Source organism: Stenotrophomonas sp. NPDC077420, from assembly GCF_044543385.1.
Lineage (GTDB): Bacteria > Pseudomonadota > Gammaproteobacteria > Xanthomonadales > Xanthomonadaceae > Stenotrophomonas.
In genome coordinates this window covers 16,734-34,606 of sequence record NZ_JBITVZ010000005.1, presented here as the reverse complement: position 1 = coordinate 34,606, position 17,873 = coordinate 16,734, and the positions used below count along the sequence as shown (strand labels likewise).

18 protein-coding genes are annotated in these 17,873 nt (G+C 67.7%); 14 read left to right on the top strand and 4 right to left on the bottom strand.

Features of this window, described 5'->3' with window-relative positions; genetic code table 11:
• Position 1 precedes the first annotated feature (1 nt).
• From ACIGII_RS06625 to ACIGII_RS06600, 6 genes are read left to right on the top strand one after another with little or no spacing between them, the layout of a single operon-like run.
• Entirely contained in the window at positions 2 to 370 is a 369-nt protein-coding gene (locus ACIGII_RS06625) for an STAS domain-containing protein (protein ID WP_399635860.1), read from the top strand.
• Positions 367 to 768 (top strand): ATP-binding protein, encoded by a 402-nt coding sequence (locus tag ACIGII_RS06620; protein ID WP_399635858.1) that lies wholly within the window; start codon positions 367 to 369, stop codon positions 766 to 768. The genes ACIGII_RS06625 and ACIGII_RS06620 overlap by 4 nt, the downstream gene beginning before the upstream one ends.
• Positions 759 to 1,775 carry an ATP-binding protein gene (locus tag ACIGII_RS06615; protein WP_399635856.1) on the top strand — a complete coding sequence of 339 codons (1,017 nt, stop codon included), beginning with the start codon at positions 759 to 761 and terminating at the stop codon, positions 1,773 to 1,775. The genes ACIGII_RS06620 and ACIGII_RS06615 overlap by 10 nt, the downstream gene beginning before the upstream one ends.
• A complete protein-coding gene (locus ACIGII_RS06610) occupies positions 1,772 to 2,632 on the top strand; it encodes a sensor histidine kinase (RefSeq protein WP_399635854.1) in 861 nt (286 codons plus the stop codon). Before ACIGII_RS06615 ends, ACIGII_RS06610 begins: the two co-directional genes overlap by 4 nt.
• Entirely contained in the window at positions 2,619 to 4,559 is a 1,941-nt protein-coding gene (locus ACIGII_RS06605) for a response regulator (protein ID WP_399635852.1), read from the top strand. The genes ACIGII_RS06610 and ACIGII_RS06605 overlap by 14 nt, the downstream gene beginning before the upstream one ends.
• A gap of 56 nt (positions 4,560 to 4,615) precedes the next feature.
• Complete coding sequence (locus ACIGII_RS06600; protein ID WP_399635850.1) at positions 4,616 to 6,076, top strand: SulP family inorganic anion transporter; 1,461 nt, start codon at positions 4,616 to 4,618, stop codon at positions 6,074 to 6,076.
• Positions 6,077 to 6,145: 69 nt separating this feature from the next.
• On the opposite strand, the gene ACIGII_RS06595 is transcribed toward ACIGII_RS06600, so the two are convergent.
• Together ACIGII_RS06595 and ACIGII_RS06590 are read right to left on the bottom strand one after the other, a co-directional pair.
• The gene (locus tag ACIGII_RS06595; RefSeq protein ID WP_145479098.1) at positions 6,146 to 6,535 is read right to left on the bottom strand and encodes a DUF2628 domain-containing protein; all 390 of its coding nucleotides are present in this window, start codon (positions 6,533 to 6,535) and stop codon (positions 6,146 to 6,148) included.
• Between the two features lie 86 nt (positions 6,536 to 6,621).
• The gene (locus ACIGII_RS06590; protein WP_399635848.1) at positions 6,622 to 7,731 is read right to left on the bottom strand and encodes an acyltransferase family protein; all 1,110 of its coding nucleotides are present in this window, start codon (positions 7,729 to 7,731) and stop codon (positions 6,622 to 6,624) included.
• Between the two features lie 145 nt (positions 7,732 to 7,876).
• Here ACIGII_RS06590 and ACIGII_RS06585 point away from each other — a divergent pair, with 145 nt between their 5' ends.
• The 6 genes from ACIGII_RS06585 (at position 7,877) to hemC (ending at position 14,069) form a co-directional block, all read left to right on the top strand.
• On the top strand, positions 7,877 to 8,050 hold the full coding sequence (locus tag ACIGII_RS06585; RefSeq protein ID WP_399635845.1) for a hypothetical protein: 174 nt from the start codon (positions 7,877 to 7,879) through the stop codon (positions 8,048 to 8,050).
• Positions 8,051 to 8,512: 462 nt separating this feature from the next.
• A complete protein-coding gene (mdoH, locus tag ACIGII_RS06580) occupies positions 8,513 to 10,417 on the top strand; it encodes a glucans biosynthesis glucosyltransferase MdoH (protein ID WP_399635841.1) in 1,905 nt (634 codons plus the stop codon).
• 50 nt (positions 10,418 to 10,467) lie between these two features.
• Positions 10,468 to 11,142: an alpha/beta hydrolase gene (locus tag ACIGII_RS06575; RefSeq protein ID WP_399635838.1), complete on the top strand. Its 675-nt coding sequence runs from the start codon at positions 10,468 to 10,470 to the stop codon at positions 11,140 to 11,142.
• 3 nt (positions 11,143 to 11,145) lie between these two features.
• Positions 11,146 to 12,192 carry a sensor histidine kinase gene (locus ACIGII_RS06570; RefSeq protein ID WP_399635835.1) on the top strand — a complete coding sequence of 349 codons (1,047 nt, stop codon included), beginning with the start codon at positions 11,146 to 11,148 and terminating at the stop codon, positions 12,190 to 12,192.
• A 10-nt stretch (positions 12,193 to 12,202) separates the two neighbouring features.
• On the top strand, positions 12,203 to 12,931 hold the full coding sequence (locus ACIGII_RS06565) for a LytR/AlgR family response regulator transcription factor (RefSeq protein ID WP_399635833.1): 729 nt from the start codon (positions 12,203 to 12,205) through the stop codon (positions 12,929 to 12,931).
• A gap of 226 nt (positions 12,932 to 13,157) precedes the next feature.
• Entirely contained in the window at positions 13,158 to 14,069 is a 912-nt protein-coding gene (gene hemC / locus ACIGII_RS06560) for a hydroxymethylbilane synthase (protein ID WP_399635830.1), read from the top strand.
• 280 nt (positions 14,070 to 14,349) lie between these two features.
• Here hemC and ACIGII_RS06555 read toward each other — a convergent pair whose 3' ends face one another.
• Together ACIGII_RS06555 and ACIGII_RS06550 are read right to left on the bottom strand one after the other, a co-directional pair.
• Positions 14,350 to 15,129 carry a YdiY family protein gene (locus tag ACIGII_RS06555; protein ID WP_399635827.1) on the bottom strand — a complete coding sequence of 260 codons (780 nt, stop codon included), beginning with the start codon at positions 15,127 to 15,129 and terminating at the stop codon, positions 14,350 to 14,352.
• Positions 15,130 to 15,244: 115 nt separating this feature from the next.
• Entirely contained in the window at positions 15,245 to 15,892 is a 648-nt protein-coding gene (locus ACIGII_RS06550) for a hypothetical protein (protein ID WP_399635825.1), read from the bottom strand.
• A gap of 59 nt (positions 15,893 to 15,951) precedes the next feature.
• Between ACIGII_RS06550 and ACIGII_RS06545 the strand changes: the two genes are divergently transcribed.
• Together ACIGII_RS06545 and ACIGII_RS06540 are read left to right on the top strand one after the other, a co-directional pair.
• Positions 15,952 to 16,917: a helix-turn-helix transcriptional regulator gene (locus tag ACIGII_RS06545; RefSeq protein ID WP_399635823.1), complete on the top strand. Its 966-nt coding sequence runs from the start codon at positions 15,952 to 15,954 to the stop codon at positions 16,915 to 16,917.
• Positions 16,918 to 17,016: 99 nt separating this feature from the next.
• A complete protein-coding gene (locus ACIGII_RS06540; protein ID WP_399635821.1) occupies positions 17,017 to 17,811 on the top strand; it encodes a MetQ/NlpA family ABC transporter substrate-binding protein in 795 nt (264 codons plus the stop codon).
• Positions 17,812 to 17,873: the final 62 nt, after the last annotated feature.

Here is a 17,873-nt window from a genome sequence, read left to right as displayed (position 1 = left end):
AATGGATCGCATCCCGATCCTGCAGATGGGCGATCTGCTCCTGGTGACCATCCAGGTGGACATGCATGACCAGCTTGCGCTGACCCTGCAGGACGACCTGAGCGAGCGCATCCAGAACACCTCCGCGCGCGGCGTGCTGATCGACATCTCGGCGCTGGACATCGTCGATTCGTTCATCGGCCGCATGATTTCCACCATCTCCGCACTGGCCCGCATCATGGATGCCACAACGGTGGTGGTTGGCATGCAGCCGGCCGTGGCGATCACGCTGGTGGAGCTGGGCCTGACCCTGACCGGTGTGCAGACCGCGCTCAATGTCGAGCGCGGCATGAAGCTGCTGCAGCAGCGCAACGACGAAGACGCGCCATGACTGCCGTGCAGGGGTCGCTCCCCATCCTGGTCGAACAGGACGTGGTGCTGGCGCGCCAAGCCGCCCGCCAGGCGGCCGTGGCCTGCAAGCTGCGCCTGATCGACCAGACCAAACTGGTCACCGCTGCCAGTGAGCTGGCCCGCAACGCGGTCATCTATGGCGGTGGCGGCAGCATGGAGTGGGACGTGGTGGAATCGGGGCTGCGCCGTGGCCTGCGCCTGGTCTTCTCCGACAATGGCCCGGGCATTCCCGATACCGCCCAGGCGCTGACCGATGGCTGGTCCTCGGGCAGTGGCATGGGCCTGGGCCTGTCCGGTTCGCGGCGGCTGGTGGATGAATTCGAACTGGACAGTGCACCCGGCAAGGGCACGCGGGTTGCCATCACCAAATGGATCTGAATTTCTCCGGCCGCGTCACCCGGGTCGTGGCCGTTGAAGAAGTCTCGCAGGTGGGCCAGGCCCGACGCGAAGCGCTTGGCATGGCCGACGGCATCGGATTCGATGCCATGGACGCCGGCCGCGTGGCCCTGGCCGCCACCGAGCTGGCCACCAATGTGATCAAGCACGGGCGCGGCGGACGCATGTACCTGTCGGTGGTGTGCGGCCGCGGCGGCGAGGGCATCGAGCTGGTGACGCTGGATGCCGGGCCGGGCTTTTCGCTGGCCCAGGCGCTGCCCGACGGTTACTCCACCGGTGGGACGCAGGGCCTTGGGCTGGGTGCCATCCAGCGCCAGGCCGGCGTGCTCGAGGTGTGGTCCGACCACAAGGGCTGCGTGGTGGTCGTCCGGATCTACCCGAGCCGTGCCGCGCGCGACGTGGATGTGCCCTACGGTGCGCTGCGGCTGGCCATGCACCACGAAGACGCCTGCGGCGACGCCTGGCACCTGCGCGCGGACGCGCAGTCGGTGGGGGTGACCCTGATCGACGGTCTGGGGCATGGGCTGCCGGCAGCGGATGCTGCGCAGGCCGGCACGGCAGCGGCCACCCAGCGCGGTGCCGCCCCTGCGGCGGACGTGATTACCGCGTTGCACGCAGGCATGTCCGGTACCCGGGGCGGCGCGGCCGCCGTGGCCCGGGTCGATGCGGCCACCGGGGCGGTGGACTTTGCGGGTATCGGCAACATCGCGGCGACCCTGTGCGAGCCTACGACGACCCGTGGCATGGCCTCTCACCCCGGCATCGTCGGGGTGCAGTTCCGCAAGGCACAACCATTCCATTTTCACGCGGCGGCAGGCACGCTGCTGCTCATGCACAGTGATGGACTGCAGTCGCGCTGGACCCTGCGCGACTACCCCGGCCTGTTCCACCGCCACCCGGCGCTGGTCGTGGCGGTGTTGCAGCGCGACTTCGATCGTGGCCGCGACGACACCAGCATCATTGCCCTGCGGCTCGGAGACCTGCATTGAACGACGTTGCCCCCGAACAGGAACTCCAGCAGCTGCGCGCGCAGGCCGACGCGCTGCGCGCCGAACTGGAGGAAACCAACCAGGGCGTGCTTGCCCTGTACGCCGAACTGGACCAGCAGGCTGAACAGCTGCGCGAGGTGTCCGAACTCAAGAGCCGGTTCCTGTCCTACATGAGCCACGAGTTCCGTACGCCGCTGGGGTCGATCCTGAGCATGACCCGCCTGCTTGAAGATGGCCTGGACGGGCCGTTGAACGACGAGCAGCGCCGCCAGGTGCGCTTCATCAGCGGCTCGGCCAGCGAGCTGCGCGAAATGGTGGACGACCTGCTGGACCTGGCCAAGATCGAAGCCGGGCGGATCACCATTTCCCCGGCCTGGTTCGACCTGATGGACCTGTTCTCGGCCCTGCGCGGCATGTTCCGCCCGTTGATCGAAGGCAACCAGGTCGACCTGGTGTTCGAGGATCCGCCGGCCCTGCCGATGCTGTACACCGACGACAAGAAGCTGGCGCAGATCCTGCGCAACTTCATTTCCAACGCGCTCAAGTTCACCCCGAACGGTCAGGTGGTGGTGTCGGCCTGCCTGGTCGACGATCAGTCGGTGCGGTTCAGCGTGCGCGATACCGGCATCGGCATCCCGCAGGACCTGTTGTCGACCCTGTTCGAGGATTTCGTCCAGGTCGACACGCCGCTGCAGAAGCGCCTGCGCGGCACCGGCCTGGGCTTGTCGCTGTGCAAGCGGTTCGCCGAGCTGCTGGGTGGCGATGTCGGCGTGACCAGCGAGCTGGGGGTCGGTTCGGATTTCCATGTGACCTTGCCGCTCAAGCTCGCCGCGGAGACCGCCGATGCCAACGCGTGACCGGATCCTGGTGGTCGATGACAACGCGGCCACCCGCTACGCGGTTCGCCGGGTGCTGGAGCACCACGGGTTCCGGGTGGAAGAGGCGGGAACGGGCGGCGAAGGACTGGTCCGGCTGAGGTCGGAGGATTTCGGCGCGCTGGTGCTGGACGTCAACCTGCCCGACATGAGCGGCTTCGATGTCGTGCGGCAGTTGCGCGAGGAGCCGCGCATGCAGCTGCTGCCGGTGGTGCACGTCTCGGCAGCATCGATCGCCACCGGCGACCTGATCACCGGGCTCAACGCCGGTGCCGATGCCTACCTGGTGCATCCGGTCGACCCGGACGTGCTGCTGGCGACGCTGCGCAGCCTGCTGCGCGCGCGCCGTGCGGAAGAGGCGCTGGGTGAAGCCGAGGCGCGCTTCGGCGAGATCTTCCGCCAGATCTACGCACCGATCGGCGTGCTGGATGCCCAGCTGCAGGTGCACGAAGCCAATGACGCCTTCAAGCGGTTGCTGGGCGAGGGCAATGCTGCAGGCACCATCGAGTCGCTGCTCGAGCACCAGGTCGGGCCGATGAGCGCGATGAAAGTAGCGCTGGCCGAAGGCGAGCGCTGGCACGGCACGTTCGCCCTGCAGCTGCAGGGCAGTCGGCGCATGACCGAGTGGCGGGTCACGCCCTACAGCGCACCGGGCCTGGGCCTGGTGCTGGTGGAGGACATCACCGAGCGGCATGTGCGGGAGCTGGAACAGCGCCAGGAACTGGAAAGCGCCAACAGCGAACTGGCGTTCCAGATCGCCGAGCGCGAGCGCACCGAAATGGAGCTGATGCAGGCCCAGAAGATGGACTCGCTGGGACAGCTGACGGGCGGCATCGCACACGACTTCAACAACCTGCTGACCACCATCATCTCCGGCCTGGACATGATCGAAATGGCCGCTGACAGCGGCAAGTGGGACAAGGTCAGCCGCTACGTCGACATCGCCACGGCATCGGCGCACCGCGCGGCCGGGCTGACCCAGCGCATGCTGGCCTTCGCACGCAAGCAGCCGCTGGACCCGCAGCCCTTCGATGTGGTCGCGCGGGCCCACTCGCTGGAAGACATGCTGCGCCGCTCGATCGGCGAGAACATCGAGCTGGAGCTGGAGCTGGGCACGGAACCGCTGGTGGCGGTGGCCGATTCCAACCAGTTCGAGAATGTCATGCTCAACCTGGTCATCAACGCGCGTGACGCGCTGGCCGGGCACGGCCTGATCCGGCTGCGGGCCGGCCGGGTGCACATCGACCGGGACCACGAGCTGGCCCCGGGCCCCTACATCAGCGTCAAGGTGATCGACAACGGCAGCGGCATTCCGCTGGAGCTGCGCTCCAAGGTGTTCGAGCCCTTCTTCACCACCAAGCCGCAGGGGGAAGGCACCGGCCTGGGCCTGTCGATGACCTACGGCTTCGCGCGCCAGTCCGGCGGCAGCGCCCGCATTGCCAGCGAACCGGGCGAGGGGACCGAGGTCGAGCTGCTGCTGCCGGAGGGCCGGCAGCCGGCGGCGGAGCCGCAGGCCGATCCGGTCCAGCTCCAGCGCGGGGAGGCCGAGCGCATCCTGCTGGTGGACGACACCGACTCGGTGCGCATGATGGTGCGCGAGATGCTGGTCGAATCCGGGTACCAGGTGGTCGAGGCCATCAATGCCCAGCAGGCCCTGCTGGAACTGCATTCGGCGCGGGAGGTCCACCTGCTGCTGTCGGATGTCGGCCTGCCGGGCATGAGCGGCCGTGAGCTGGCCGATGCCGCGCGCGCGCTGCGACCGGCGCTGCCGGTGCTGTTCATCACCGGCTACACCGAAAGTGCCGCGGTACGCGATGAGTTCCTCGGTGAAGGCATGTCGCTGCTGCCCAAACCGTTCAGTGTCCACGAACTGCTGCGCAGCGTGCGGGGCATGTTCGGCGGGCCCTGACCGCGCCGCAGGTAGGGTATCCTGCGAGCCGCCGACCTTCATGCCGCGCCCCTCCCATGCCCATTTCCTATCCGCTGCGCCAGCAATGGCTCGGCAACATCCGCGGTGACCTGTTGTCGGGCACCGTGGTCGCGTTGGCGCTGATTCCGGAAGCCATCGCGTTCTCCATCATTGCCGGGGTCGACCCCAAGGTCGGCCTGTACGCCTCCTTCTGCATCGCGGTGGTCACCGCCATCGCCGGTGGGCGGCCGGGCATGATCTCGGCGGCGACCGGTGCGATGGCGCTGGTGATGGTCGATCTGGTCAAGGACCATGGCCTGCAGTACCTGCTCGCCGCCACTATCCTGGCCGGGCTGTTGCAGATTGTTGCCGGCGCGCTGAAACTCGGTGCGCTGATGCGCTTCGTTTCGCGCTCGGTGATCACCGGATTCGTCAACGCGCTGGCGATCCTGATCTTCCTGGCCCAGATGCCCGAGCTGATCGGTCGTTCCTGGCAGGTGTGGGCGGTCTGCGCCGCAGGCCTGGCGATCATCTACCTGCTGCCGCGGCTGACCCGGGCGGTGCCTTCGGCGCTGGTGGCGATCGTAGTGCTGACCGCCCTGTCGATCGGCCTGCACTGGGACATCCGTACCGTGGGCGACATGGGCGCGCTGCCCGACAGCCTGCCGACGTTCCTGTTCCCGGACGTGCCCTTGACCTGGGCAACGCTGGAGATCCTGCTGCCGGTGTCGGCAACGCTGGCCGTGGTGGGCCTGCTCGAATCGATGATGACCGCGCAGATCGTCGAGGACATGACCGACACCCCCAGCCAGCGCAACCGCGAGTGCGCGGGGCAGGGCCTGGCCAACATCACTGCCGGGTTGTTCGGCGGCATGGGCGGCTGCGCGATGATCGGGCAGTCGGTGATCAATGTGTCGTCCGGCGGCCGCGGCCGGCTGTCGTGCCTGGTCGCCGGCGTGCTGCTGTTGCTGCTGGTGGTGTATGGCGCGCCGTGGGTACGGCAGATTCCGATGGCGGCCCTGGTGGCGGTGATGATCATGGTCAGCATCGGCACCTTCCACTGGCGCTCGTTCGCCGAATTCCGCCTGCACCCGAAGAGTTCGTCAGCGGTGATGCTGGCCACGGTGGTGGTGACCGTGGCCACCCATGACCTGGCCAAGGGCGTGTTGACCGGTGTGCTGCTGTCGGCACTGTTCTTCGCGCGCAAGGTCGGCCGCCTGATGCGCGTCGAGGACAGCACCGGTGCCGATGGCGTGCGCACCTACCGGGTGCGCGGCCAGGTGTTCTTCGCCTCGGCCGGCCAGTTTGCCGAAAGCATCGATTACCAGCGGGTGCCCGCCCGGGTGGTGATCGACCTCACCGATGCACACTTCTGGGATCTCAGTGCGGTGGGCGCATTGGAACGGGTGCAGCACAAGCTGCGCACACATGGCGCGCACGTGGAGGTGATCGGGTTGAACGCCGCCAGCCAGACCCTGGTGGAGCGCTTGGGGCGGCCGCAGCCCGGCGGACACTGACGTCCCGGCTGCGCGCACGAAAAAACCCGGTCATCGACCGGGTTTTTTCTTGTCAGTGCCTTGTGCCGGTTACCAGCGCATGCCCTTGAACGGGTTCCAGCTGGTGTCGCCCTTCACCTGTTCCAGGTAGTAGTTGTAATTGGTGGTCAGCGCGATGAACAACGACCACGCGGCGGCCAGGCCGCGGCCGATCGGATCTGGCAGGAAGGCCAGCACCACGCCCAGGACCAGGGTCAGCCCGAGGATGGTCAGTGCCTTGCGCCACATGCCCAGGATGAACAGGTAGATGCAGCCGAAGAACAGCGCGAAGAAGTTGAAGTTGACCTTGATCTTCTGGCCGAACGGCAGTGCCTTGTAGGCCGCCTTGAAGGTCGGCGTGTTGGGCGCGCCGTGGGCGTTGAAGAAATCGAAACGAAACTGCCACTTGGGGCTGTGCGATGAGGCGATGTTGGAGTCCATATCCACTTGCGGGTTGTGTAAACGGTTACATGATAGACGCTGCATATCGTTTTGCGCCAGTTTTCTGACGCGGCAAGGGGTATCACTCAGGCCGTTGAACGCACGGCAGCGCGCGCGCTGATCATGGCCAGAACACGGTGGCCGGCACGGATCCCTGGCGTTTCCACCAGGCGGAATCCAAGGTGGGCCAGCGGCAGTGCAACGGCGAGGGTGAGCAGCGCGCAGGCCAGGTAGGCCAGATCGGGATGCGGCACCGCAGCTTGAAGGCGGCGGAACACCGGGATCAGCACGGCGATCACGATCGGGTGGATGAGGTACAGCGAATAGCTGACCTGGCCCAGGTAGCGCGTGGCGCGGTTCACGATGACCGCCAGGTGCACGCGCGACAGCGCCACCAGCAGCACCGCATAGCTCAGCCCGAACAGCATCCAGGCCGGGCCGGATGCAATGCGGTCCTGCGCCGATGTCACCACCACGGCGATCCACAGCACCGTCGCCGCCAGCAGCACTACCATGCCGAGGGCGCCGCGACGGTCCGCCTGTTCGTCATGCAGCCACGAGAACACGTGGTAAGCCAACAGTCCGTAGGCAAACACCGGCAGGTGGCGCAGCAGGCCATAGTCGCCGGTTGCAGCGCGGCCGGTGTCGCCGAATACGCCGGCATGGGCGAGCAGCATGGCGGCGGTGGCCAGCAGGGCCGCAATGAGCGCGCGCATCGGCGTGGTCACCACCCGGTACAGCAACGGAAACACCGCATAGAACAGCATCTCCACGCCAACGGCCCAGCTGGCCCAGACAATGCCCTGCTCCCAGCCACGGAACAGATTGAAGGTGAAGGTCAGGTTGGCCAGGATCTCGCCAGGCGGATGACCGGCATGGCTGCCGCGGCCGTCGCGCCAGATCGAGAACAGCAGCAGCACCAGAAACAACGGCGCGATGCGGAACACCCGGTGCAGGTAAAAGCTCAGCAGGGGCGTGCCCGATGCCTGGTGGCGGGGCATGGTGTAGCACAGCGAAAACGCACTGATGACGAAGAACAACGCCACGCCGGTGCCGCCGGCGGCAAGCACGGCGCCAGACACCGGCCCGGCCGGCAGGGTCGGTGCCGGCATGGCCATGACATGGAAGAGCACCACATAGATCGCGGCAAGGCCGCGCAAGGCGTCGAGAAAGGCGAGTCGGTGCAGTGCGGCCATGCGGGCTCCCAAGGGCAGGCCCGCATGCTAGCAGCCTGCTGCGCGGCCGTGGCCTCGTCACACATCCGTCCACGATTTCCTATAGGGTGCGCATTCCGTGGGGCGGGGGGTCCTGCGGCATATTGGAAGGAACGAGATAGAGAACATGTCGAGCGTCGTAACGTTGCCGCAGCGGCCCGAAGCGGGTCCGCGCATCCTGCCGTGTCCGGTGGCCACCCAGGCCCAGCATCTGCTTGCCCAGCTCCAGTTTTCCCAGGCCGGCTCCCGCGCGCTGGCACGGGCGCCGGTTGCGCCGGATATTGCCCCGCGCACCCCGTAACAGCCGCCTGCCGGCCACCGCGCCTCCACCCGCGGTTCGCCGTCGCCTGCACCCGTTTGCGCATTTGACCGGATGTCGCAGGCCCGACCGCAGGGCGGGCCGGGAGGCCGCCGCACAGTGTGACAGCGGCCCAGGCCGAGCAAGACTGAATGCGCGGCCTTAGCGCCACAGGGCGCGGCGCCGTTTGGATCGATTGAAGAAATCTCCCGCCCCCATACTGATTCCTGAATGGGGAGAATGCGGGGAAAGGCCCTTCGCACCCGGCTTACATTTGGCCCCCTATGCTGAGCCGCATTTTTCGCCTTAGCGCCGTGGAGAGTTCGTGGGTTCGGGTAGTCACACACATCAGCAGGGCGCCGCCCGTGGCCGCGCCGTGGCAGGACCCAACCGTGCCCTTGTGCGCGCCAGGATCGGGACGATCCACCGCCAGCCGGCCTTGACCGGCGCGCAGGATAGCCACGCATGAGTGTGCAGCACGTCAATGCGGTGCTGGATGCCGGACGTTCCGTGCTGCCTGCCGAAACCCCGCTGGGCATGCCGGAGCAGAGCTTCACCGACGGTCGGCTGCAGGTGGCGCGCCAGCGCACCGCGCCGCGCATGATCGCGCTGCGCCGTTTCTATGTCTTTGGCGGCACCGCCGCGATGACCGTGGCGGCCACGGCAATGATGTGGAAGGTGCTGGCGGTCAATGGCGTCACCGTCCTGGAGGGCTGCCTGCTGCTGCTGTTCGTGGCGCTGTTCGCCTGGATCGCGCTGTCGTTTGCCGGCGCCTTGGCCGGGTTTCTCACCGCGGTGTTCGACCGCGGCTACAAGCTGGGGATCGACCCGGACGAGCCGCTGCCACAGGTGCATACGCGCACCGCGCTGTTGATGCCCACCTACAACGAAGACCCGCGCCGGCTGCTGGCCGGCCTCCAGGCCATCTACGAATCGGTGGCCAGCACCGGGCAGCTGGAGCAGTTCGACTTCTTCGTGCTCAGCGACACCCGTCGCGATGACATCGGTGCGGCCGAAGAGCAGGCGTTCGCCGAGTTGTGCGACGCGGTGGATGGGCACGCACGCCTGTTCTACCGGCGTCGTGGCGACAACAGTGGGCGCAAGGCCGGCAATATCGCCGACTGGGTGCGCCGCTTCGGCGGCGGCTACCCGCAGATGCTGATCCTGGACGCGGACAGCCTGATGACCGGCGACACCATCGTGCGCCTGGTCGCCGGCATGGAACACAACCCCGACGTGGGGCTGATCCAGACCCTTCCGGCGGTGATCGGGGGTCGTACCCTGTTCGCGCGCATGCAGCAGTTCGGCGGCCGCGTGTACGGCCCGGTAATCGGGCGCGGCGTGGCCTGGTGGCACGGCGCCGAGAGCAATTACTGGGGCCACAACGCGGTGATCCGCACCGAAGCCTTCGCCGGGAACGCCGGCCTGCCGCCGCTGCCCGGCCGGCAGCCGTTCGGCGGGCATGTGCTGAGCCATGATTTCGTCGAGGCGGCCCTGATGCGTCGGGGGGGCTGGGCCACCCACATGGTGCCCTATCTCAAGGGCAGCTATGAGGAAGGTCCGCCAACCCTGACCGACATGCTGGTACGCGACCGTCGCTGGTGCCAGGGCAACCTGCAGCACGCCAAGGTGGTGGGGACGCGTGGCCTGCACTGGGTCAGCCGCATGCACATGATGATCGGCATCGGGCATTACTTCACCGCGCCGATGTGGGCGATGCTGATGCTGATCGGCATTGCCATCCCGCTGTTCCAGGGGGGCATCGACTTCAACGACGTGCTGCATCTGTCGCCCGGCGTGTACTGGCGCCAGCAGGACGAAACCCAGGTCATCCGCATGTTCGCCATCACCATGGCGGTGTTGCTGCTGCCCAAGGTGCTGGGCTACCTGGCCATGTTGATGGATTCGACCGAACGCCGTGGCTGCGGCGGCGGCATCCGCGCGCTGTTGTCCATGCTGCTGGAAACCATACTGGCGGCGCTGATGGCGCCGGTGGTGATGTACGTGCAGTCGCGCGGCGTGGCTGAAGTGCTGGCCGGCAAGGATTCGGGCTGGGATGCGCAGCAGCGCGACGACGGCGGCATTTCATGGCCGGCGCTGATCAAGGGCTACGGTGGGCTGAGCGTGTTCGGGCTGTTCATGGGCGTGCTGGCGTATGCGGTGTCGCCGTCGCTGGCTGCGTGGATGGCACCGGTGGTGGTGGGCATGGTGCTGGCCATTCCGGTCGTGGCGCTCACCTCTGACCGCCGCGCCGGTGCGCTGTTGCACCGCCTGCGGTTGATGGAAATACCGGAAGAAACCAGCCCGCCGACCATCCTGGTGCGCGCGGCGCAGCTGCGTCGCGCCGCCGCCGAGCGCGCCGGGCACTGATCCGGCGCACATCTACCCCATAATGGCCCGGAATGATCTGGAGCCGGACGATGTCGCACCCGCTGGAAACCGTAGTCAACGAAACCGCTGCCAACCCGGAATGGGCCGTGATCTGGCTGCATGGCCTGGGCGCCGATGGCCATGATTTCGCACCGATCGTGCCCGAACTGCTGCGCCCGCATTGGCCTGCGATCCGCTTCGTGTTTCCGCACGCCCCGGTACAGCCGATCACCATCAACAACGGCGTGCCCATGCGCGCCTGGTACGACATCCTTGGCATGGACTTCCGTTCGCGTGCGGACAAGGATGGGGTAGCTGCGTCGGTCCAGGCGCTGGGCGCGCTGGTCGATGCGGAGATCGCCCGTGGCATTCCCGCCAAGCGCATCCTGCTGGCCGGTTTTTCGCAGGGCGGGGCGGTCATCCTGAGCGCGGCATTGCGCTGGACCCGGCCCATTGCCGGCCTGATCGCACTGTCCACCTATCTGCCGGACCTGCAGGCAGCTGCCGACGCACGCGTGGCCGACGGCATCCGGCCGCCGGTGTTCATGGCCCATGGCCAGCATGACCCGGTCATTCCGCTGGCGGTCGCGGTGGATACCGCCGGCGTGCTGAAGACGCTCGGCTTCCCGATCCAGTGGCATGCCTACCCGATGGCCCACGCGGTCTGCGCCGAGGAACTGCAGGCGCTGGGCGATTGGCTGGACGCGCGCCTGGCTGCGGCCTGAGCCATGAACGACCCGCGCCAGCAACCCTGGTTGCCGGAGCTGTGCCGCCTGCCCCGGCTGGGCGCGATGCTGGGCCTGGCCGAACTGGTGGTGGTGGTGGTTGCGCTGGCACCCGATGGCAGCCGGCAGTGGAGCCTGCCCGACTTCCTGTCGGCCAGTGGCCTTGCGCTGTGGCTGGCGCTGGCGGTCACGGTCAGCCTGTGCGCTGCGCGCACCGTGCTGTCGCGGCTGCCTGAAGCGGTCGGCGCGGCCGTGGCGGTGGCGATGGCGGCACTGATCGCTGCGGCGTGCACCGGTATCGTGCACGCGTTGTATGCGGTGCTGGACATGCGCGGTTTCACCGGGGAAGTGGGCTTCTGGCGCTTCACCCTGGGCTGCGCCACGGTGACCGCGTTGATCGTGGCGCTGGCGTTGCGCTACTTCATCGTGAGCGACCGCTGGAGCGCGCAGACCGTGGCCAATGCACGCGCGCAGGCCGATGCGCTGCAGGCGCGGATCCGCCCGCACTTTCTGTTCAACAGCATGAACCTGATCGCCAGCCTGGTCCGTCGCGATCCGGAGGTGGCCGAGCGCGCGGTGCTGGACCTGTCCGACCTGTTCCGGGCCGCGCTCGGTGCGGGCGAAGGCGATTCCACGCTGCAGGCCGAGTGCGAGCTGGCCGAGGCATACCTGTCCATCGAATCGCTGCGGCTGGGTGAGCGGCTGCAGGTGGAATGGCAACGCCAGGAGCCGCTGCCGATGCAGCTGCCGATGCCCCGGCTGGTGCTGCAGCCGTTGGTGGAGAACGCCGTGCTGCATGGGGTTTCACGGCTGCCGGGCGGTGGCGCCATCGTCATTTCACTGGCGTGCGAAGGCAACCAGCTGCACCTGCGGGTGCGCAATCCGGCGCCCGACCCCGAGGCGCGTGCCCTGCCGCTGATGCAGGGCGCCGGTCACGCGCAGCGCAACATCGCACACCGGCTGGCATGGCGGTTCGGCCCGGCCGCGCGGATGACGGGGGCATGGGCCGACGGCTACTATGCCTGCGACATCTTCGTGCCCGTCCAGTGAGGAAGCCTGCTTGAGAGTGGTCATCGCCGACGACGAACCGCTTGCCCGCGAGCGCCTGCGCAGCCTGCTGGCCGAGCAGCCCGGGGTTGAGGTGGTGGCCGAGGCCGAGAATGGCGAACAGGCCCTGCACGCCTGTGCCGAACTGCAGCCGGACCTGGTGCTGCTGGACATCGCCATGCCTGGACTGGACGGCCTGGAGGCGGCCCGCCACCTGGCCACGTTCGAGCCGCGGCCGGCGGTGGTGTTCTGCACCGCCTACGACGCGCACGCGCTGTCTGCGTTCGAGGCGGCCGCCATCGATTACCTGATGAAGCCGGTGCGCAGTGAGCGCCTGGCGGCCGCGCTTGAACGTGCGCGCACGTTCCTGGCCGGTCGCAACGGCCAGCCTGCCGCGCCCAGCCAGCAGGCGCGCACGCTGCTGTGCGCCCGCCTGCGTGGCAGCCTGCGGCTGATTCCGGTCGACGATATCCACTACCTGCAGGCCGAGGAAAAGTACGTGGTGGTGCACCACGCACGGGGTGAGGACCTGATCGAGGAGTCGCTGAAGTCGCTGGAGGAAGAGTTCGCCAGCCGGTTCGTCCGCATCCACCGCAACTGCCTGATCGCCCGCCATGAGCTGGTGGAGCTGCGACGCAATGGCGCAGGCCAGGTACAGGCCGTGCTGCGTCATGGCAAGGCCCCGCTGGAAGTCAGCCGCCGCTGCGTGGCAACCCTGAAGCAGGACCTGAAACACCTGTAAAGCGCGCCACGACCAACGGTCGTGGCCTACCCGCTGTTGCCGTGGACGCGTGACCGGCTCGTCCGCCGCTGCCACCGCGCCCGCTGCTGCCATCGATGCGTGACGTGTCCCGTCCGCCGCTGCCATTGATGCGTGAGGCGGCCCGCCCGCCGCTGCCATCGATGCCTGACGCGCGGCGGTAGGTCACGACCGTTGGTCGTGACGCTCCCTCCGGCGATAATGGCGCATGGATACCCTGCGCATCGCCACCCGAAAGAGCCCGCTTGCCCTGTGGCAAAGCGAACACGTTGCCGACCGCCTGCGCCAGGTCCACCCCGGGCTGGAGGTGGTGCTGGTGCCGATGAGCACGCGCGGGGATGAAGTGCTGGACCGCTCGCTGGCGGCGATCGGCGGCAAGGGCCTGTTCCTCAAGGAGCTGGAACTGGCCATGCTGCGCGGCGACGCCGATTGCGCGGTGCACTCGCTGAAGGACGTCCCCATGGAACTGGATGCGCCGTTCGCGTTGCCGGCCATGCTCACCCGGCACGACCCGGCCGACGGTTTCATCTCCAACCTGTACGCCTCGGTGGACGCCCTGCCGATCGGGGCGCGGGTGGGCACCTCGTCGCTGCGCCGCCAGGCCCAGTTGCGTGCGCTGCGCCCGGACCTGGAGCTGCAGGACCTGCGGGGCAACGTCAACACCCGCCTGGCCAAGCTCGACAACGGCGGCTACGACGCCATCGTGCTGGCAGTGGCCGGGCTGGAGCGGCTGGGGCTGGGGCAACGCATCGTGGCGCGGCTGACCGCGCCGGACTGGTTGCCGGCACCGGCCCAGGGCGCGGTCACCGTCGAATGCAATGGCGACGATGCCCGGGTCGTGGCGCTGTTTGCCGCCCTCGACGATGCGCGCACGCGCGCCTGCGTGGAAGCCGAGCGCGCCATGAACCGGGCGCTGCATGGCAGCTGCCATGTGCCGGTGGCGGGCTACGCGCAATGGGAAGGCGAGGACCTGTACCTGCAGGGGCTGGTCGGCGGCGTCGCCGACGGCCGCCTGGTCCGCGCTGAAGCGCGTGGACCGGGACGGGATCCGGAGGCGCTGGGGAAGGCGGTGGCGCAGGGGTTGCTGGACGGCGGCGCCGGTGAGTTGCTTGCCGTCTGATGGAGTGTACCGACCAACGGTCGGTACCTACCGGTTGAATCGCCGGGGCGTACCGACCAACGGTCGGTACCTACTGGTTGAATTGCCGGGGGGTACCGACCAACGGTCGGTACCTGCCGGTTGAATTGCCGGGGTGTACCGACCAATGGTCGGTACCTGCCGGTTGAATTGCCGGGGCGTACCGACCAATGGTCGGTACCTGCCGGTTGAATTGCCGGTCGGTGCCAACCGTTCGCGTTGCGGGTAGGTGCCGACCGTTGGTCGGCACACGGCGCAGGAATTATTTGAACTTGTACACCACGTTCATGGTGGTCAGCGTATCGGTCTTGCGCTTGTCCTCGGCGACGTCGCTGTTGTAGCGCGCCTGCCAGGCCGCCTTCAGCGCGAGGTGCTCGTTCATGCTTACCGACACGCCGAAGTCGTTCTGGCCGAAGGTGTTGTACGAGCCCGATTCCACCAGCAGCGTGTTGATCAGGTCGGTGTTGGGGGTCAACGAATACTTCACGTCGAACAGACCACGACCGATCAGCCCGGTGCGGGTTTCATCGTCTTCGGTGTTGTGGGTGCGGCGCACACCAGGACCGATCTGCGCGTCCATGTAGAAGCGGTCGCGGTCCATCAGCCGGGTGCCGTAACCCAGACCGAACGAGCTCTGGCGGTCGTAGGTGGCGAAGTCATCGCGCTCGTAACGCACCGTGGCGGTGATCTGGCGGTGTTCGCCCAGCTGCAGCGCGCTGCCGGCGCTGCCGGTGTAACGGTTGGCGGTGGTGTTGCTGCGCTTGGTGACGGTGCCGTCCACCTCGTTGGTTTCGGTGTATTCCGAACGCGAACGCAGGCCGAACAGGTCCATGCTATGCACCCAGTCGTCATCGGTGTAGCGCAGGCGCAGGCGGCCGTTGGCGCTTTCGGTGTTGCTGTTGCCGCGTGCCGACGCAAAGCCCAGTTCGCCGCCGCTGCCGCTCCAGGGCGAGGTCATCGCAGCCGGGTCGGTGGTGTCCTGGGCGAAGGCCACGGGGGCACTGAGCAGCAGGGAGGCAAACAACGTAACGCGCAAGGACATCTACGGTTCTCCGGATCAGGCAGGGGGAGGAGCAACGCGTGATGATACTTGATGCCTTCACGCCGTTTTTCCTTTTTGCGCCCGTGCTTTAGGAGAGGTTTGGTCTTTTCCCTGTTCAGGGCAGCGCGATCTGCAGCGTGGGGTCGTTGAAGCGGCTGTACTCCACGGTCGCGGTGAACGCCTGTCCCTGGGTCTGGCCGCGACGTTGGATACGCAGCGGCAGGCCCTGCGCGCCGATCCAGTACAGCAGCCCGTCGGGCGCTGCCGTGGCATGGTGCACGCGGTAGCGCCGCGCCGGGAGGCCTGCGATGGGATCCTCGCCCAGATCCTCGACGTTGAGGTCGGCGGCCACCGCATCGGCCGGCAACGGGCTGCGCCACTGCGCCAGCATTCCCGGCGGCACCGGGACCTGGCGGACCTCGCCACGGCGCTGCAGGAAGAACGTGTCGCCGATGATGGTCTGGGTACCCTCGCCGGTCTGCAGCCGGTAACGGTCCGGCGCCACGAAGTCCAACGCCGCCTCCAGCGTGCGTGGCCCGTCCATGCGCAGCGTGGCGTGGAAACTCTGCAGCTGGCCGAAGCGCTGGCTGGCCGCCAACACCGCCTGGGCCGCATCGGCGGCGGCCGGCACCGTCGACGCCGGGCCCGCAGCCGGGGAGGCGGGTGCTGGCGCGCGCCCGCAGGCGGAAAGCAGCAGGGACAGCACGGCAACGGCAATCAGCAGGCGCATGGCAGGAGCGGCGGGGGTGGGCAGGGGCTTCACGATAGCCGAAGTTCGGGTCCGGGCCGCCACAACGGCGGCGACTCGGACATAATCGGGTCATGGACCGATATGAACGTATCAACGCCCTGCATCGTCTGCTGAAGTCCGCCCGCTATCCGGTCACGGTGGCGACCCTGCAGGAAAAGCTGGCCTGTTCCCGCGCCACCGTCTACCGCGACCTGGCTTTCCTGCGCGACGCGCTGATGGCCCCGGTAGAGGGCGATGGCGAGGCTGGCTTCCGCTACCAGGATGACGAAAGCGCCCGCTTCGAGCTGCCCGGGCTGTGGCTCAGCTCCGAAGAGCTGCATGCGCTGCTGGCCTCCCAGCACCTGCTGGCGCGTACCGGGGGCGGCGTGCTGTCCTCGGTGCTGGCGCCGCTGCAACAGCGCATCGAGGGCCTGCTGGCGGCACAGGCCGGTGTCTCCAGCTGGCCGGTGGACCGCGTGCGGGTCATTCCGCACCGTGGCCGCAAGTTCGACGAGGCCAGTTTCCGCGCGGTGGCCTCGGCGGTGCTGGAGCGCAAGCAGCTGGCCTTCGAGTACCGCGCCCGTTCCACCGATGAGGCGACCAAGCGCACGGTTTCCCCGCAGCGCATGACCCACTACCGCGACAACTGGTACCTGGACGCCTGGGACCACGGTCGCGAAGGCCTGCGCAGTTTTGCCGTGGACCGCATCTACAAGGCCAGGGTGATCGACACCGTCGCGCGCGATGTGGACGACAGCGAGCTGGACGAGCAGCTGGGGGCGAGCTACGGAATTTTCTCCGGCCCGCCCAAGGGCTGGGCGACCATCGTGTTCAGCGCCAAGGCCGCACGTTGGGTGGCGGACGAGCATTGGCATTCCAGACAGCAGGGGCGGTTCCTGGCCGACGGCCGCTATGAGCTCAAGGTGCCCTACAGCGTCTCGCGCGAATTGCTGATGGACGTCCTGCACTATGGTTCGGACGCGGAGATCATCGAGCCGGCCATGCTGCGCGAGCAGGCCAAGTCGCTGCTGGAGCTGGCGCTGACCAACTACGCCTGACCCCGCGCCCGGCCGGCGCCGCGCGGGGTCGGGATACCCGCGGTGCCGGGCCTTGCGGTATGGTTGAACGCTGACGCAGCCCCCCGGATTCCGCCCCCCATGAAAAAGTACCTGTTGCTCCCGCTGCTGGCCGCCTCGCTGGCCCTGGCCGCCTGCGGCAAGCCTGCTGCCGACTCCAGCAAACTGGTGGTCGCCGCCACCGCCGTGCCGCATGCCGAGATCCTGGCCGTGGTCAAGCCGATCCTGCAGAAGGAAGGGCTGGAGTTGGACGTGAAGGTGTTCAACGACTACGTCCAGCCCAACGACCAGCTGGTGCAGAAGCAGGTGGACGTGAACTACTTCCAGACCGAGCCCTATCTGGACGCCTACAACCGCGACCGCAAGACCGACCTGACCAAGGTCATCGGCGTGCATATCGAGCCGTTCGGTGCCTACTCGCGCCGTTTCAAGACGCTTGAAGAACTGCCCACCGGCGCCGACGTGGTGATCCCGAACGATCCAAGCAACAACAGCCGCGCGCTGATCCTGCTGCACAAGGCCGGCGTGATCACGCTGAAGGACCCCAGCAACGCACTGGCCACCCAGCGCGACATCACTGCCAATCCGAAGCAGCTCAAGTTCCGCGAACTCGACTCGGCCATGTTGCCGCGCGTGCTCGACCAGGTCGACCTGGCCCTGATCAACACCAACTACGCGCTCGACGCCGGCCTCAACCCGACCCAGGACGCGCTGGCGATTGAAAGCAAGGATTCGCCGTACGTGAACTTCCTGGTGGCGCGCCCGGACAACAAGGACGACCCGCGCGTGCAGCAGCTGGCCAAGGCGCTGACCAGCCCGGAAGTCAAAGCCTTCATCGCCGGGAAATACAAGGGCGCCGTCCTGCCGGCGTTCTGATTGGCATCGCGTGCGAGCCGACCAACGGTCGGCTCCTACCACCTCTGGTAGGTACCGACCGT

Excerpts from the sequence above, each read along its gene's own strand:
- ACIGII_RS06585 (WP_399635845.1), top strand. The coding sequence starts at position 7,877 with ATGTCGAGCGTCGTAACGTTGCCGCAGCGGCCCGAAGCGGGTCCGCGC.
- ACIGII_RS06570 (WP_399635835.1), top strand. The coding sequence starts at position 11,146 with ATGAACGACCCGCGCCAGCAACCCTGGTTGCCGGAGCTGTGCCGCCTG.
- ACIGII_RS06625 (WP_399635860.1), top strand. The coding sequence starts at position 2 with ATGGATCGCATCCCGATCCTGCAGATGGGCGATCTGCTCCTGGTGACC.
- ACIGII_RS06600 (WP_399635850.1), top strand. The coding sequence starts at position 4,616 with ATGCCCATTTCCTATCCGCTGCGCCAGCAATGGCTCGGCAACATCCGC.
- ACIGII_RS06540 (WP_399635821.1), top strand. The coding sequence starts at position 17,017 with ATGAAAAAGTACCTGTTGCTCCCGCTGCTGGCCGCCTCGCTGGCCCTG.
- ACIGII_RS06555 (WP_399635827.1), bottom strand. The coding sequence starts at position 15,129 with ATGTCCTTGCGCGTTACGTTGTTTGCCTCCCTGCTGCTCAGTGCCCCC.
- ACIGII_RS06620 (WP_399635858.1), top strand. The coding sequence starts at position 367 with ATGACTGCCGTGCAGGGGTCGCTCCCCATCCTGGTCGAACAGGACGTG.
- ACIGII_RS06575 (WP_399635838.1), top strand. The coding sequence starts at position 10,468 with ATGTCGCACCCGCTGGAAACCGTAGTCAACGAAACCGCTGCCAACCCG.
- ACIGII_RS06595 (WP_145479098.1), bottom strand. The coding sequence starts at position 6,535 with ATGGACTCCAACATCGCCTCATCGCACAGCCCCAAGTGGCAGTTTCGT.
- hemC (WP_399635830.1), top strand. The coding sequence starts at position 13,158 with ATGGATACCCTGCGCATCGCCACCCGAAAGAGCCCGCTTGCCCTGTGG.
- mdoH (WP_399635841.1), top strand. The coding sequence starts at position 8,513 with ATGAGTGTGCAGCACGTCAATGCGGTGCTGGATGCCGGACGTTCCGTG.
- ACIGII_RS06615 (WP_399635856.1), top strand. The coding sequence starts at position 759 with ATGGATCTGAATTTCTCCGGCCGCGTCACCCGGGTCGTGGCCGTTGAA.
- ACIGII_RS06590 (WP_399635848.1), bottom strand. The coding sequence starts at position 7,731 with ATGGCCGCACTGCACCGACTCGCCTTTCTCGACGCCTTGCGCGGCCTT.
- ACIGII_RS06545 (WP_399635823.1), top strand. The coding sequence starts at position 15,952 with ATGGACCGATATGAACGTATCAACGCCCTGCATCGTCTGCTGAAGTCC.
- ACIGII_RS06605 (WP_399635852.1), top strand. The coding sequence starts at position 2,619 with ATGCCAACGCGTGACCGGATCCTGGTGGTCGATGACAACGCGGCCACC.